The following is a 14,379-nucleotide window of genomic DNA, read 5'->3' as shown; positions in this document are numbered from 1 at the left end:
GCGTTTTTATTCTTTTACCGTTTTGTATTGATTTCTGAACACTTGCAGCGACTTGGTTTCGTTCAGCTTTACAAGTTCGTCCTCGGTCACTGTGCCGTTCCCTTTTTTAATAATGTAGACCTCAAGTGTTTTTTTGCCCCAATTGTTATAGACGTCCTTGACGGTGTCAAAGTAGAGGTCAAGGCGGCTGCCTTTAATTTTTGAGCCGGTATCGGCGACAACCCCGTAACCGTAATTCGGTATAAACAGAATCGTCCCGATCGGGAAAACAGACGGATCGGCCGCAACAGTTGAATATAAATCTCGTTTGACCTTCACGCCTGAATATGTAATTCCGTACTGCGGATGCCCGGGAGATTTTCCGGTAGATTCCGCTCCGGCGGTATAACCGGTGGCCGTCACCTTTTGTGACGGATAGCGTTCCCAGTCAAAAGCTTCTTCCAGCGGTTTTACCCTGCCTGATGCCTTCTGATCCGGCTGATTCTGTAAGGATTGAAACGGAGTGCCGATGTTTTTCAAAACGGCGCCGCGATGTTCTGTCATCCAATTAGTCAGATCCTTTGCTTCAACACCGGTTATGGAAAAGTATGTCGCATGGCATGCGCCCAAAAAGAGCACGATCATGAATACGCGTCTGATTATCGTCAATCTGAAATCACTCTCCTCCGAGTCATTGTTCCCAACTCGGTGAGGTGCTATACAAAAAGCGCCGCGACACAAAAAAAGCTTTCTCGAATAAGAAAGCGTCTTAAAACATTTGATATCCTCTTTTTCTGAGCGCCTTTATGGCAATGCCTGACATGATGGCTCCCGCCAGTCCGCCCGCCAAAATCACGACATCCGCAACCGCTAATGACATGATGCGCTGAAACAGGCTTTGAAAGGATTCCCCCGGCGCCTGCACGTAACTGATCATCTTTTTATTGCTGATAATGAAAAGGCATACAATCGGATAGACAACAGCCATAATCCACGACATTCTAAGCAGCATGTTCAACAGAAAGCCTATGCCGAAAAACAGTATAAAAAATAGTACGATTGAGATCAGGACAACCGGCAAACTAATCACAAACATCCACCCCCTACAGCACTTTCAGTGTACCTCGGGGGCGGTAAAAAAGTCAACGTCTGGAAAAATCAGCGTCTCTCTTTGCCGCTTCCCTGGCAGGAGGGACATGTTTCGGAGCCGCCAAGAAGCAATTGAAAATACCCTTTACCTGAGCAGAACGGACACGCCGCCGTGCTTTTTGCTGTCGTTTTCATGCGGATCACCCTTTTTCCTAATTTTCTGATAATATACCATATTTACTTGTCAAGCACCAAGTCAGAATATGTAACAAATCAACTCATGTAAGCGGAAACATTCATTTTTTTCTCTTACATGCTTTTTATAGCGCTCTTTTCTAAAAAAAAGAGAAAACCCGCGGGCGCGGGTTTTCAGAAGAATTTAAACTTCCCTTTTTTCAGCGTCAGGCCCAGACCGCCGATCATAAAGAGCGAGCGGTTGTCAATGACCTTTTTCATAAAGGACGCCGGCATGCCTTTGAGCTTCCTGCCGTATACGACTCCGACAGCGTTATGCTCACCGAGGGAGGCGACGGTTCCTTTAATGTCAGGCTTGAACTCTTCAAGCTGGCCTCCTTTAATCAAACCGCCCAGATTTTTGGCGACCGTTTCTCCTTGCTGCATCGCGATCTGAGCAGTCGGCGGGTACGGCCGTTCCGTCTCTTCATTGATAAAGAGCGAGCTGTCGCCGAGAATAAAAACGTCATCATGTCCCGGCGCCCGAAGATCAGGGTTGACCTTGACACGGCCGCGCATATTTTCAAAACCCGCTTCCTCCACGATCGGATGTCCGCGCACGCCCGCGGCCCAGACAACAGTCTGCGATTTGATTTCTTCCGGCTCTTCATCTTTCTTGCCGACTGTGACACCGTCTGCGCGGCATTCTTGAACCGCGGTGCCGATTTTAAATTCAACGCCTTTGCTCTCAAGGTATTGAACGGCGTAATCGACAAGCTCCGGATCAAATCCCGGCAAAACCGTCGGGGCGGCCTCGACACAGACGATCCGGACGAGACTTTCATCTATATCATAATATCTGCATAACTCCGGCTTGCGGTTCGCAAGTTCACCGAGAAATTCAATTCCCGTAAAGCCCGCTCCGCCGACAACGATGGTTAAGCGGTCAGGGCGTTTTTCAGCCTCCGTATTGTATGTCGCAAATTGGAGCTCAATATGGTCTTTCAGCTGGCGCGACGTATTAATATTCGCGATCGGAAAAGCGAATTCTTTTAAGCCTTTAATCCCGAATGTTTCAGGGACGGCGCCAAGCCCGATGACAAGATAATCATAAGGGATGTCCCCTTGTGAAAGCGTCACCTTTTTATTTTGCACATCTATCGCTTTTACGGTATCCTGCACAAATTTGACCCGTGATTCATTGATTACATCTTTTATTTGATATCTGCAGCGGTCATGATGCAGCGTTCCTGCGCTCGCTTCATGCATCCATGTCGTTTCATAATGATAATTGTGTTTATTGACCAAAGTAATGTCAGCGTCATTTGCCCCGATATGCTTCGGAAGCCTTGTTACTGTCATTAATCCACCATAACCTGCACCTAAAACCACGATTTTGGGTTTATTCAATGCCATCACATCCACCTTCTTTTTTTTGCTGTTAGACGCATAATCAAATCAACATTTGTATTAGCTTCAGCTTATTGGCGGGATTTTATGAAATGAAATATAAAATTTTTTAGAAAACCGCACATGTCTGCATATCACCATACTATCCGGAAGAATCAGAAAACATTCAGGAAAAAACAGATTGGAATTTGTCCCCATATTAGCGGCGGCCGCAATTTTTTTCAAGAATGAAGCGGCCGAGCGGTTTTCGGCACTCGTCATCCTTTTAAATTGTATGTTATAATTAATAACAATTTTCAATTAGGAGGCAATTTGGTATGCAAGAGGATTCAAAGGTTTATGATATTACGGTCATCGGCGGCGGCCCGGTCGGCCTGTTTACCGCTTTTTACGGGGGAATGAGACAGGCGAGCGTCAAAATCATCGAGAGCCTGCCTCAGCTTGGCGGCCAGCTCAGCGCGCTGTACCCTGAAAAATATATTTATGATGTAGCCGGATTCCCGAAAATCCGCGCCCAAGAACTTGTGAACAACTTAAAAGAGCAAATGGCAAAGTTCGATCAGACCATCTGCTTAGAGCAGGCCGTTGAATCTGTTGAAAAACAGGCGGACGGTGTGTTTAAGCTTGTCACGAATTCAGAAACGCATTATTCAAAAACGGTTATTATCACCGCGGGAAACGGCGCATTTAAGCCGAGAAAGCTTGAGCTGGAATCAGCGGAACAATATGAGGGCAAAAACCTGCATTACTTCATTGACGACCTCAATCAATTCGCAGGCAGACGCGTTGCCGTTCTGGGCGGCGGCGATTCCGCGGTGGACTGGGCGCTCATGCTTGAGCCGATCGCGAAAGAAGTCAGCATCATCCACCGCCGTGATAAATTCCGCGCGCATGAGCACAGTGTCGAAAACCTGCATAATTCTAAAGTCAACGTGCTGACACCGTTTGTTCCCGCTGAACTTGTCGGTGAAGACCGGATCGAACAGCTCGTTCTCGAAGAAGTGAAAGGCGACCGTAAAGAAATCATTGAAATTGATGACCTGATCGTAAACTACGGCTTTGTTTCTTCTCTCGGCCCGATTAAAAACTGGGGCCTTGAAATCGAGAAAAATTCCATCGTCATCAAAAGCACAATGGAAACGAATATCGAAGGCTTCTTTGCCGCCGGAGATATCTGCACATATGAAGGCAAGGTCAAGCTGATCGCCAGCGGTTTCGGCGAAGCTCCGACAGCCGTGAACAACGCGAAGGCTTACATGGACCCGAAAGCGCGCGTCCAGCCTCTGCATTCTACAAGCATGTTTGAAAAATAATAAAAAAGAGTCTGTGTCATACCGGCACAGACTCTTTTTTATTTAAACATCCAAATATAATTCATGACGGTTCCGACAACAAGCGCAATGACAAGCGCCGACACGACCCAAATCGTGCCTAAAATAATCCGGTCCTGAATTTTCTGGGCTTTCGGGCTGTGCCCGGGCTGTTTTTGTTCCACACCGGCCCCTCCCTTCTTCTGCAAATCTATCTATCGTAACAAATGTCTTACAACACCCAATACTACTATGATAACCAAACTGCAAATGGATGACAAGCTGACCGCAGATGAGGCGGCATGAAATCATTTGACATTCCTGACAAAACAAAGTACATTATAAAAAGACGAACATTTTAATTTTATTTAATTCTATTATTCGCTTTTAGGGGTGTTATATATGGAAAATGTATTTGATTACGAAGATATTCAGCTGATTCCTGCAAAATGCATTGTTGAAAGCCGATCTGAATGTGATACATCAGTTACGTTGGGCGGACACACGTTTAAACTTCCGGTCGTACCGGCCAACATGCAGACGATTATAGATGAAAACATCGCGGCCTGGCTCGCGGAAAACGGGTATTTTTATATCATGCACCGCTTCGAGCCGGAAAAACGCCTGACTTTTGTCCGGGATATGAAAGCGCGCGGACTGATTTCTTCCATCAGTGTCGGCGTGAAGGAAAATGACTATGAATTCATCCGGGAGCTGAAAGAACAGGAGCTGGTGCCGGATTATATTACCATTGATATCGCGCACGGCCATTCCAATGCCGTGATCAGCATGATTCAATTTATTAAAGAACATGTCCCGGAAAGCTTTGTCATCGCAGGGAATGTCGGGACGCCTGAAGCTGTAAGGGAGCTGGAACGCGCGGGCGCTGACGCGACAAAAGTGGGAATCGGCCCCGGGAAAGTCTGCATCACCAAAATTAAAACCGGCTTCGGAACCGGCGGGTGGCAATTAGCCGCGCTTCGCTGGTGCGCAAAAGCGGCGAGCAAACCGATCATTGCTGACGGCGGCATCCGCACGCACGGCGATATCGCGAAATCCATCCGATTCGGCGCATCCATGGTCATGATCGGATCATTATTCGCCGGCCACGAAGAATCACCGGGACAAACGATCGAAATCGATGGAAAGCTGTACAAAGAATATTTCGGCTCCGCTTCCGAATTTCAAAAAGGCGAAAAGAAAAACGTCGAAGGCAAAAAAATGCATGTCGAACATAAAGGGTCTTTACAGGACACGCTGGTTGAAATGGAGCAGGATCTGCAATCTTCCATCTCTTACGCCGGCGGCAATACACTCGAAGCCATCCGCAATGTCGACTACGTGGTCGTAAAAAACTCTATTTTCAACGGCGACAGATTTTAACACGCAGCAGAGCCGCTCGAAGATAAAAAAATGACATTCAATATGAATGTCATTTTTTTATTAAATACCGAAATAAAGAGCCGCACTGGCTAACAGATTAATCACAAAAATAAACAAAAAGATGTAACGAATGAATTTATTTTGCACCGGAGCAAATATAAAGAGATATAGTCCTGCCACCCCAAAAGTAAGAACAGGAAACAGCCACTCAAAGGATAAAGAAATGATATAACCGATAATCATAACAATCGGCACACCGATTAATGATAATTTACTTCTCATATGATTTCTGCCCCTTTTACTTAAAAATTGGTGTGATGTAAGCTTCAATAATGGCAGCGGCGATCAGCAGACAAATAATTATGAGCACCAATATTCCAATATGCCTGAACATTGAAGCCATTATCTTTTTTTCCTTAGAAAAACACAGCCTGATGACCAATTCAACGCCCTTAAAACCAATGGCGCCACTTAATAATAACGCGGGAACTTCAAATATACCATGAGGAATTAGCAGTAAAAAAATCTGATAAAAAGGAACCCCGCTATGCACATTTTCTATAATAGAGCCGCTTAAAATAAACCCGTTGGTGAATAAATAAAAGATTGAGGTCAATCCAAAGGTAAAAAAACCCGCGGCTAAAAACAGACAAGCGATTGCATTGTTTTTCAGCAGTTCAACCGCGCCTGACGAGCCGTTGTAAGACGCTGATGAAACAAAGTGATCGGAAAAAAACGCAGCGATCACACCGCCTGAAAAAAACAGCAATGACGCGGTTAACGGAATGACAGACGTCCTGATTGCCGGCAACATGCGGTTCATCATGTATAGATACTCTCAGCCAATTCTTCAATCTCTTCTAATGAATGCTCGGATGACTGATACTCCGCCGCAAAAACGCCCTCATGTATAATACCGATCGTATCGCACAGCGAATGTGCCAGCTCCAGCAGGTGAGTCGATAACAGGACCGTATTTCCCTGCTTGACGTACTCCTTTAATAACGTCCGTATCGTTTTACCGCTGATTAAATCAATGCCCGTCAGCGGCTCGTCAAGAATTAATATCTTTGGCTGATGAATGAGCGCGGCCGCAATTGATAATTTTTGTTTCATTCCGTGTGAATATGTTTTAATCAGCTGATTTCCGTCTTGAGCAAGCTTCAGCGTCTCTAACATATTCTTTATATAATCATTTGTCCGCTGAGACGGCACTTGAAACATCTCCGCTGTAAAACGCAAGTATTCGACTCCCGTTAAGTAATCATATAAAAAAGCATGGTCGGGCACAAAACCGATATCAGCCGATAGTTGCCCCCCCTCTTCTGAATCCAGTTCCTTGCCGTCAATCATGACGCGGCCTGAAGTCGGTTTAAGCAGGCCCGAAATGATTTTCAAAGTCGTTGTTTTCCCGACTCCATTAGTCCCCAGCAAAGCATAAATTGAGCCTTTTTTCACCTCAAACGAAATATCTTTCAACACCTGTTTTTCACTATAGTTTTTTTGTATATTCACTAATTTAATCATTGTTCGCAAACCTTTCCGCCATATTGATTCTGCGAAGAAACAGAAACATGACTCCATAGTTTAATAGTGTGAACAGGACAAAAATACCTGATGCAGAATGAATAAGCATCGTTTCAAGTTCCGGCTTTTTATAGATAAAATACGATGTGATCGCAGCGATTTGAAGCGACACAATGAAAATGAAAGAACTGTATAAGTTGTTATACGTCTTTGCTTTCCCCGCTTCTCCAATTTCGTACAGATGCTCCCAGTTTTTCTTAGGATACAGGGCGGTGCTTGAAATCTGGACAAGACTGTATAAAAAACCCGAACATAAAAACACAATAAACAAGTAGATCGTCAGCGCCGCAGAAGACGGAAAAAACACCGTAATCAAAATGGTGATGATGAACGAATAGATAAGAGCGGCGAGATTATAAATACATACTTTCGGAAACACCAGCTGCCACGCATGTTTGATATTCCGGTGAAACAAATGCTGATTTTTTATTTCCCCGTCCACTGATAATACTGTTTTGAGCGCATCTCCGACGAGCTGATACGAAAAGTTCGCAATGATAACCGCCGCAGACACGATGGCGGCTGCCGAATACCCGATAAAGTGATGCGATAAAAGCGGAATACAAAAACCTAAAAACAGCATGAACAAATACAGCATACTGCCGAAATTCCTGATAAAAAACCCGTCAATTCTCGATAAGAACAGGAGGTCCTTTTGAAAAACGGCATGAAATATTTTGTTATTTCTATATAATTTCAGCTTTGGCGCAAAATCTGCGTTTGTCAAAAACATATAAGGAATAAGGTCCATTTTCTTCAGGGTGGCCGACCACAGTTTAAACATTCCCGCCGTTAAAAGGACGCCGGCCGCAAACACCGCAGCGAAAACGAGCACGGAATGTGAGCGGAATGCTAACCATACATACGGCGTATTCATGAGGATGTTCCGGAAAGCCGGTGACTCCGTAAAGCTAGAAATATCCTTTGCGGTATACTCCCCAAACACGAGAAGATAAACGGCATACCCGACTGCAAGCGGAACCAGCAGGCTGACGCTGAATAAAATGCCTTTCATGATTTTCAAGTAAAACAATTTGCTCCACATATTTGTAAGAAGATAAACAACATAAGAAAACAGCATAGATAAAAATAAATTGAGAAGAAAATAAACGAAGCCCAAGAAAAATACGATGATCGCCGCAGACCCGGTCATGCCTGCGCTTGATAAAAACAAAAAGACCGGAAAAACAAAAAGATACCATACGAAAATGGTTTTTTTGATCGCCTGGCCGGCAAAAACAGAAAACAGCTGTAAAAAACGAACCTTTTTTAATTGATGAATAACCTTGCGCGTATCCAGCAGAAAGGCATTGTGATGTTCTTTAAAGAAGCCGGCAGCCCAAAAAAGCTGCTCAAGTGAAACGGCGATTAAAACAAATTGCCCCCATGCGCTGAGGGGCAGCTGAATCAGTTTTGTCCCGAATACAACACCGCATCCCAGGAAAACGAGATATAAACATAACAGAGAAATAATAATGGCAGACAGCAGTTTGCTGTTGAGTTGAGGAATGCCCCAATCTTCCTTTCTTTTTCGAAACGATGACAGGGTATTATATTTGATAAGAGCCGCAATTTGTTTGACTATCATACTTTCAATCCTTACATATGTATTTGGGAGAGAGGCTCTTTTTGCAGCTTGTACAAAAAGAGCAATTATTTATTGATCGATTTTACCAAGCAGCTGCGTATTTTTTGCCGTATTTCTTAATCATTGTTTTTGCTGTTGCAACGATTGCATAAGAAATCGCGCCTGCGCCTGTAACGATACCGATAAGAGAAATGATAGAAGCAATTGTTGATGCCGCATCAATAATATCAATTGCTTTTTTAGCTGCTGCTGTAGAGATGCCGAGAGTAGAAGCTAATTCAGCATTGGCTGAGAATGCATGAGCCGCCGCCACGTTTAATTCAGTTCCCGTTAATAATAGTGCATAAACCAATGTTGCTGCAGCAAGAGCCGCGCCAAACAAAATGAAAGACTTTTTATTAGATTTTACTAAGTTCATCATAACATCTCCCTACTCTGTTTTTTTAATTTATAATAAAATTCAGCTTAATTGACTCTCTCCCGAGCTAAATTTTATCCGCCATAAAATAGTTTAAAAAAATAGTAAAGAGTTTTAGTAAAACAAAACATCCAGTCAAAATGATTCTCTTGCCTTTACTGAGATCGGTCAGTTTTCCTGCGGCAGCATAAAGAGCCGCGATTGATATGAGCAGAAATGGGTCCAGCAGCTGCAGACTCAAGCTGGTGCCGCCGGCAGAATATATAAGCGAGGAATCAGCCGTTAAGTAGTTAACAACTGAAAGAATCAACATTTTAAATGCCGAGATTAAAGAAGTCAGCGTATATAGAAGCAAATAATTTTTTTTCGGTTTCTTTGTGCCGAGAATAAAAGCGGCAACGAATAACAGAAATCCGCCTATCAGAATTTCCACAAAAGTTGTGAAGATCATAAATCCTTGCAGAAACATGACAATCGTACGAACACTTTTCTCCCCGATATCGTAGGTACTTTCTCCGACGGAAGAATAATACGACTGCAGAACTTTATCTGAAATACTGAATTGGAAGAGTAATGAACAGATCAAAATGATGAAAAAAGAACTTAAAAATATTTTTTTATTGCTCAATTGACCTATCATATTATCATCCTTTTCTTACAAAATAAATTAACTATTCTATACTTTTACAATTTAGTTTAATCCTATCAAAAAATCAATATCCTTTCGAAAAATATGACTTTAGAACGTGTTGACAATGAGCACATCTTTCAGAGTTTTCAGTTCTATATACCCTTTATTTTTTTTTGAATTTGCAAATAGTATGATTCAAACAATTGATTTGAAGTTTTAGGAAGAACCTGTCGAAAGAGACGAAGGATATAAAAAAGGAGGATATCGTCATGTATCCTCCGGATGTATGATCGCCAGCACCTGATGATCTTCCCATTTTCCATTTATTTTTACATTTTTTCTCGCAATGCCTTCTTTATGAAAGCCAGCTTTTTCGAGCACCCGGATTGACGCCTTATTGTGCGGCATGACTCCGGCTTCTATCCGATGCAGTTTCAGCTCATTGAATGCATAATCGACTGCCAGCTTGACAGCCTTCGTCGCATAGCCTTTCCCGTTATGTTTGCCATCTAAAAAATAACCGATAAAAGCGCTTTGGAGGGAACCCCGAACCACCTGAAAAAGGCTGATCGTGCCAATCAGGGTCTGATCCTGAAGAAAAATGCCGAAGCTGTATTCTGTGTCATTTTCCGCATTCTTCAGTGATTGTTCAATTCGTTTTTTCCGGCCTTCCAGCGTATAAAAATCCTCTTGTCTCGACATGGCAAACCGTTCAAAAAACATGCGGTTTTCCGTCTGCAAAACCAGTTCCTGCTCTGCATCATTCAGGCTGAGCGGCCTGATATCAACGCTGTTTCCTTCCTGCACATGTATCGCCGTCCTTTTGTTTTGGTTTTTTAATTGCCTCTCACCCATGTGATACGGTACGCTTTATTGCATCAATAAAATTCCAAGACTTTACATTCACCTTTCCTTTCGTGACCTATGTCTGATGTGAGTAACCGAAACGGAATCACAAGGTTCTTTTGTTGACTTAAACCGTGCTTTAAGCCGTATCATCATATTGTGACGAGGAAAGAATAGTTTTGGCGGGTTTCCCGATGATCTAAAAATCAATTTTACAGAATCACTGCTGTCTTATTTCATGCCTATTTGCGGGATGAATATATTGATTGGATCAAAGCTGAAATGTTATCTAAGAAGTATGAAACAATCGGAAAAGAGGAGTTAATATGAAACTGACGGGAAATACAATACTGATTACAGGCGGAAATGCCGGAATAGGATTGGCTTTCGCAGAACGGTTTTTAAAAGCGGGAAATAAAGTCATCGTGACCGGACGGCGTGAGCACGCTCTTCAAAAAGCAAAGGAAACATTCCCGGATCTTATTACATATGTCAGTGATTTGAGCATTCCATCTGAACGTATATCACTGTTTGATTGGGTGAAAGAAAATTATCCGGAAGTGAATGTGTTAGTAAACAACGCGGGGATTCAACAACGTTTTCATGTGCTGAAAGCGGATGCGAAGGACAATTGGGACTATTTCAATAAAGAAATCACTACGAACATTGAAGCTCCCTTCCACCTGTCTATGCTGTTCGCTCCGTTTTTTGCCGAAAAAAAAGATGCGGCTGTCATTAACGTCTCTTCGGGATTGGCTTTTACACCGCTTGCTATTGCACCGATCTATTCAGCAACGAAAGCAGCGCTTCATTCATTTACAATGAGTCTGAGACATCAGCTTTCTGATTCATCTGTAGAAGTGATTGAAGTTGCGCCTCCGGCGGTGAATACAGATTTAGGCGGAGCAGGGCTGCATACTCAAGGAGAACCGCTGGATGAATTCGCTGATGGGATTTTTAAAGGACTGAAAGAGGGCAAACTAGAGATCGGATATGGTTCTTCAGCGGAACGGCTGCGCATGTCACGGGATAAAGCCGATGAACATACGGCAAATATGTACAATGCAATGAAACATACAATTGAATAACATCTTTAAAAAAGCAAAACCCGCTTCTGTTGAGCGGGTTTTATTTTTATTAAACAGATAAACGCCTTTCTTAACAATGGTGCAAGCGCCATCGAAAAGAAAGACGTCTTATTTTTTCATCCTAAGAATGGCGGGTTGACCCTTAGCACTCTTCCGGCGTACCGGCGTTTTTGGCCGTGCGGAAAGATGAACCGCAGCCGCAGGAAGCGATGGCGTTCGGGTTGTCAATGGTGAAACCGCCGCCCATCATGGACTGTTTGAAGTCAATGATCGTGCCGGTCATAATATCGAGGCTTTCGCTGTCGACCAAGACGGTGATTCCGTGCTGTTCAAACATGCTGTCTTTTTCGCCTTTTTCATGCTCAAATCCCATTCCGTAAGACAGGCCGCTGCAGCCGCCGCCTTTTACGCCCACACGAAGGAACGCGTTTTCTTCTTCATGCTCTTTCATCATATCTTTTATATGCAAAGCCGCTGCTTCAGTGATGGTTACTGGAACACTCATAGATAGACCTCCTTTTTTAAAAACAATGCTGATATCTATTATAAACCTTGAGGAGAGTATTTCTCAAACGAGCTGTTTACAAATAAAAGACGCCGCTGCATACGGTTTCGGCGGGTCCCGTCATCAGCACGTGCCCATTGTCCTGCCAATTAATCACAAGGTCGCCTCCCGCTAAATGAACGGTGATATCCCGGTTTCGTTCGGAAACACCGTTCAATACGGATGCGACAGCCGCCGCACAGGCGCCTGTTCCGCAAGCCTGCGTAATGCCGGAGCCGCGTTCCCATACGCGGAAATGAAGTTCATCGGCGCTGACGGTTTCCACAAATTCGACATTGACGCCTTCCGGAAATCTCGGGTCTTTTTCAATGACGGGGCCGAGCGTTGTAAGAGGCGCTTGATTGATATCCGCAACCGGAAAAACAATATGGGGGTTTCCCATTGATACGGCTGTTCCGGAAAGCTCCGTTTCTCCAAAAACAAAGGTTTCATCGATCGTCCGCTCATCTTCATTGCCGAGCATCGGCAGCTCTTTTTTGGTGAGGCGCGGTTCGCCCATATCGACGGCGACTTCACGCACAATCCCGTTGTCTTCCGTAATGTCTGCTTTCACAAGACCTGAAAGCGTCTCAATGAAAAAGGACGTTTCTTCTGTCAGCTTATGTTCGTATGCGTACTTTGCCACACAGCGAAGGCCGTTGCCGCAATTTTTCCCTTCTGAGCCGTCATTATTAAAAATCCGCATTTTGACGGGCGCTTTTTCAGACGGACAGATGAGGATCATTCCGTCAGAGCCGATGCCCGTGTGAATGCTGGACACTTTAACGGCAATCTCAGCCAGCCGTTCTTCCGGCAGCTGTTCTTCAAATTGATTTACATATATATAACTGTTTCCAAGACCGTGCATCTTGGTAAAACGGAATGAATTCATATCGGCCTCCAACTTTTTTTCTTTTACTTAGTATAAAAGCTCTTCTGCTCGGACACAATACAAATATCCCCCGTTTTTCATACATAAAAGCTCCCTGCATATGCAGGGAGCTTTTATCGTTTACTACATAAACATGCCGGCAATCGCCGCGCTGAGAAGGTTTGCGAGTGTTCCCGCAATAACCGCTCTTAATCCGAGGCGCGCAATGTCCGAACGGCGGCTTGGGGCCAAACCGCCCAGTGTGCCGAGCATAATCGCAATCGAAGAGAAATTGGCAAATCCGCACAGCGCAAAGCTGATAATCGTAGACGTTTTTTTAGAAAAGTCCGCAATATGCGGACCGAAGTTTGAATAAGCGACAAACTCATTCAGCACAAGTTTCTGCCCGATATAGCTTCCCGCTCCGAGCGCTTCATGCCAAGGAACGCCGATTACAAATGCGATCGGTGAAAACACGTAACCGAGAATGGATTCTAATGTAATATGTTTGAAACCGAACCAGCCGCCGATTCCGCCGAGAATTCCGTTCACTACGGCGATGAGCGCGACAAACGCAAGCAGCATGGCGCCGACATTTAGAGCAATCTGAAGGCCCGTTGACGCGCCTTTTGCCGCTGCATCAATCACATTAGCGGCGCCTTCGCCTTCTTCGTCCATATTAAAATCGCCTTTTATCGTCTGCGTTTTTTCCGTTTCAGGTATTAACATTTTTCCGAACACGAGACCGGCGGGAGCCGCCATAAAGCTGGCCGCCAGCAGGTATTCGATCGGAATGCCTAACAGGGCGTAACCGAAAAGCGTCGAACCCGCTACAGCCGAAAGGCCGCTCGTCATAATCGTAAACAGCTCGGAACGGGTCAATCCCGCAATCAGCGGTTTAATGGCAAGCGGTGATTCAGACTGTCCGACAAAAATATTCGCAGCCGCCGCAAGCGATTCCGTTCTGCTTGTCCCAAGAAGTTTTGACAGTCCGCCTCCGATGACGCGAAAGATGAGCTGCATGATTTTCAAGTGATACAAAACGGCAATCAGCGCTGAGAAAAAGATAATGACCGGCAGAACGCTCAGCGCAAAAGCCGGGCTGCTGCCCACTTTTAACAGCGGGCCAAAAATAAAGCTGATGCCTTCGTTCGCATAATCAATGAGAAGCTGCACACGGCTTGAGAACCATAAAAATACGGCCCGGCCGGCGTCCCACTTTAATACGATGAATCCGAAGGCCATTTGTAAACATAAACCGACAATAACGGTTCGCAGGTTAATTTTGCTTTTCTTCTCTGATAACAAAAAAGCAATGGCTAATATAGCAACTGCCCCGAGCAGCCCCCAAACGATATTCAATGAATCCACCTCTAAAATTTTATTTAAAAAAAGTCTTTATTAAGATAACAATATTTATTTTTGCTGTCTACAAATTTTTTATTTTGCCAAAACCCGGGG

At 44.3% G+C, this 14,379-nt stretch carries 18 protein-coding genes; 3 read left to right on the top strand and 15 right to left on the bottom strand.

The genetic code is table 11. From position 1 onward, the window contains the following. Positions 1-6: 6 nt before the first annotated feature. The 4 genes from ACNFN4_RS09465 to ACNFN4_RS09450 form a co-directional block, all read right to left on the bottom strand. Complete coding sequence (locus ACNFN4_RS09465) at positions 7-648, bottom strand: 3D domain-containing protein (protein WP_280144591.1); 642 nt, start codon at positions 646-648, stop codon at positions 7-9. A gap of 100 nt (positions 649-748) precedes the next feature. Beyond that, positions 749-1,069: a YuiB family protein gene (locus ACNFN4_RS09460; protein WP_280144592.1), complete on the bottom strand. Its 321-nt coding sequence runs from the start codon at positions 1,067-1,069 to the stop codon at positions 749-751. A gap of 68 nt (positions 1,070-1,137) precedes the next feature. Next, positions 1,138-1,263 carry a YuiA family protein gene (locus ACNFN4_RS09455; RefSeq protein ID WP_007408708.1) on the bottom strand — a complete coding sequence of 42 codons (126 nt, stop codon included), beginning with the start codon at positions 1,261-1,263 and terminating at the stop codon, positions 1,138-1,140. A gap of 174 nt (positions 1,264-1,437) precedes the next feature. Then, positions 1,438-2,658 (bottom strand): NAD(P)/FAD-dependent oxidoreductase, encoded by a 1,221-nt coding sequence (locus ACNFN4_RS09450; RefSeq protein ID WP_007408709.1) that lies wholly within the window; start codon positions 2,656-2,658, stop codon positions 1,438-1,440. Between the two features lie 311 nt (positions 2,659-2,969). On the opposite strand from ACNFN4_RS09450, the gene yumC reads away from it, so the two are divergent. Further along, positions 2,970-3,965, top strand: coding sequence for a ferredoxin--NADP reductase 2 (yumC, locus tag ACNFN4_RS09445; RefSeq protein WP_448200130.1), 996 nt, complete (start codon positions 2,970-2,972; stop codon positions 3,963-3,965). Between the two features lie 38 nt (positions 3,966-4,003). On the opposite strand, the gene ACNFN4_RS09440 is transcribed toward yumC, so the two are convergent. Then, complete coding sequence (locus ACNFN4_RS09440; RefSeq protein WP_003151982.1) at positions 4,004-4,147, bottom strand: hypothetical protein; 144 nt, start codon at positions 4,145-4,147, stop codon at positions 4,004-4,006. Between the two features lie 217 nt (positions 4,148-4,364). Between ACNFN4_RS09440 and guaC the strand changes: the two genes are divergently transcribed. Further along, a complete protein-coding gene (gene guaC, locus ACNFN4_RS09435) occupies positions 4,365-5,345 on the top strand; it encodes a GMP reductase (RefSeq protein ID WP_448200129.1) in 981 nt (326 codons plus the stop codon). Positions 5,346-5,405: 60 nt separating this feature from the next. On the opposite strand, the gene ACNFN4_RS09430 is transcribed toward guaC, so the two are convergent. The 7 genes from ACNFN4_RS09430 to ACNFN4_RS09400 form a co-directional block, all read right to left on the bottom strand. Beyond that, positions 5,406-5,627, bottom strand: a complete 222-nt coding sequence (locus ACNFN4_RS09430; RefSeq protein ID WP_003151978.1) for a DUF5970 family protein — start codon at positions 5,625-5,627, stop codon at positions 5,406-5,408. Positions 5,628-5,643: 16 nt separating this feature from the next. Beyond that, a complete protein-coding gene (locus ACNFN4_RS09425; RefSeq protein ID WP_072176766.1) occupies positions 5,644-6,171 on the bottom strand; it encodes a stage II sporulation protein M in 528 nt (175 codons plus the stop codon). Further along, positions 6,168-6,872, bottom strand: coding sequence for an ABC transporter ATP-binding protein (locus ACNFN4_RS09420; RefSeq protein ID WP_017419446.1), 705 nt, complete (start codon positions 6,870-6,872; stop codon positions 6,168-6,170). Before ACNFN4_RS09420 ends, ACNFN4_RS09425 begins: the two co-directional genes overlap by 4 nt. Beyond that, complete coding sequence (locus ACNFN4_RS09415) at positions 6,865-8,520, bottom strand: hypothetical protein (RefSeq protein WP_014418787.1); 1,656 nt, start codon at positions 8,518-8,520, stop codon at positions 6,865-6,867. Before ACNFN4_RS09415 ends, ACNFN4_RS09420 begins: the two co-directional genes overlap by 8 nt. An 82-nt stretch (positions 8,521-8,602) precedes the next feature. Further along, the gene (locus ACNFN4_RS09410; RefSeq protein ID WP_003151973.1) at positions 8,603-8,938 is read right to left on the bottom strand and encodes an uberolysin/carnocyclin family circular bacteriocin; all 336 of its coding nucleotides are present in this window, start codon (positions 8,936-8,938) and stop codon (positions 8,603-8,605) included. 67 nt (positions 8,939-9,005) lie between these two features. After that, positions 9,006-9,578, bottom strand: a complete 573-nt coding sequence (locus ACNFN4_RS09405; RefSeq protein ID WP_021495383.1) for a hypothetical protein — start codon at positions 9,576-9,578, stop codon at positions 9,006-9,008. Positions 9,579-9,836: 258 nt separating this feature from the next. Continuing rightward, positions 9,837-10,424, bottom strand: a complete 588-nt coding sequence (locus ACNFN4_RS09400) for a GNAT family N-acetyltransferase (RefSeq protein WP_052018772.1) — start codon at positions 10,422-10,424, stop codon at positions 9,837-9,839. A gap of 317 nt (positions 10,425-10,741) precedes the next feature. Between ACNFN4_RS09400 and ACNFN4_RS09395 the strand changes: the two genes are divergently transcribed. Then, on the top strand, positions 10,742-11,503 hold the full coding sequence (locus ACNFN4_RS09395) for an SDR family oxidoreductase (RefSeq protein WP_017419451.1): 762 nt from the start codon (positions 10,742-10,744) through the stop codon (positions 11,501-11,503). Positions 11,504-11,645: 142 nt separating this feature from the next. Here ACNFN4_RS09395 and ACNFN4_RS09390 read toward each other — a convergent pair whose 3' ends face one another. The 3 genes from ACNFN4_RS09390 to ACNFN4_RS09380 form a co-directional block, all read right to left on the bottom strand. Next, a complete protein-coding gene (locus tag ACNFN4_RS09390; RefSeq protein WP_003151967.1) occupies positions 11,646-12,008 on the bottom strand; it encodes a HesB/IscA family protein in 363 nt (120 codons plus the stop codon). A 76-nt stretch (positions 12,009-12,084) separates the two neighbouring features. Continuing rightward, complete coding sequence (gene dapF, locus ACNFN4_RS09385; RefSeq protein WP_014418790.1) at positions 12,085-12,939, bottom strand: diaminopimelate epimerase; 855 nt, start codon at positions 12,937-12,939, stop codon at positions 12,085-12,087. A gap of 123 nt (positions 12,940-13,062) precedes the next feature. Next, positions 13,063-14,280 (bottom strand): NupC/NupG family nucleoside CNT transporter, encoded by a 1,218-nt coding sequence (locus ACNFN4_RS09380; protein WP_159354541.1) that lies wholly within the window; start codon positions 14,278-14,280, stop codon positions 13,063-13,065. Between the last annotated feature and the right edge of the window lie 99 nt (positions 14,281-14,379).

Source organism: Bacillus sp. N1(2025) (genome assembly GCF_053470005.1).
This window is presented reverse-complemented; position numbering and strand designations above follow the sequence as displayed.

Excerpts from the sequence above, each read along its gene's own strand:
- ACNFN4_RS09455 (WP_007408708.1), bottom strand. The coding sequence starts at position 1,263 with ATGAAAACGACAGCAAAAAGCACGGCGGCGTGTCCGTTCTGCTCAGGT.
- ACNFN4_RS09450 (WP_007408709.1), bottom strand. The coding sequence starts at position 2,658 with ATGGCATTGAATAAACCCAAAATCGTGGTTTTAGGTGCAGGTTATGGT.
- yumC (WP_448200130.1), top strand. The coding sequence starts at position 2,970 with ATGCAAGAGGATTCAAAGGTTTATGATATTACGGTCATCGGCGGCGGC.
- guaC (WP_448200129.1), top strand. The coding sequence starts at position 4,365 with ATGGAAAATGTATTTGATTACGAAGATATTCAGCTGATTCCTGCAAAA.
- ACNFN4_RS09430 (WP_003151978.1), bottom strand. The coding sequence starts at position 5,627 with ATGAGAAGTAAATTATCATTAATCGGTGTGCCGATTGTTATGATTATC.
- ACNFN4_RS09425 (WP_072176766.1), bottom strand. The coding sequence starts at position 6,171 with ATGATGAACCGCATGTTGCCGGCAATCAGGACGTCTGTCATTCCGTTA.
- ACNFN4_RS09420 (WP_017419446.1), bottom strand. The coding sequence starts at position 6,872 with ATGATTAAATTAGTGAATATACAAAAAAACTATAGTGAAAAACAGGTG.
- ACNFN4_RS09415 (WP_014418787.1), bottom strand. The coding sequence starts at position 8,520 with ATGATAGTCAAACAAATTGCGGCTCTTATCAAATATAATACCCTGTCA.
- ACNFN4_RS09410 (WP_003151973.1), bottom strand. The coding sequence starts at position 8,938 with ATGAACTTAGTAAAATCTAATAAAAAGTCTTTCATTTTGTTTGGCGCG.
- ACNFN4_RS09405 (WP_021495383.1), bottom strand. The coding sequence starts at position 9,578 with ATGATAGGTCAATTGAGCAATAAAAAAATATTTTTAAGTTCTTTTTTC.
- ACNFN4_RS09400 (WP_052018772.1), bottom strand. The coding sequence starts at position 10,424 with ATGGGTGAGAGGCAATTAAAAAACCAAAACAAAAGGACGGCGATACAT.
- ACNFN4_RS09395 (WP_017419451.1), top strand. The coding sequence starts at position 10,742 with ATGAAACTGACGGGAAATACAATACTGATTACAGGCGGAAATGCCGGA.
- ACNFN4_RS09390 (WP_003151967.1), bottom strand. The coding sequence starts at position 12,008 with ATGAGTGTTCCAGTAACCATCACTGAAGCAGCGGCTTTGCATATAAAA.
- dapF (WP_014418790.1), bottom strand. The coding sequence starts at position 12,939 with ATGAATTCATTCCGTTTTACCAAGATGCACGGTCTTGGAAACAGTTAT.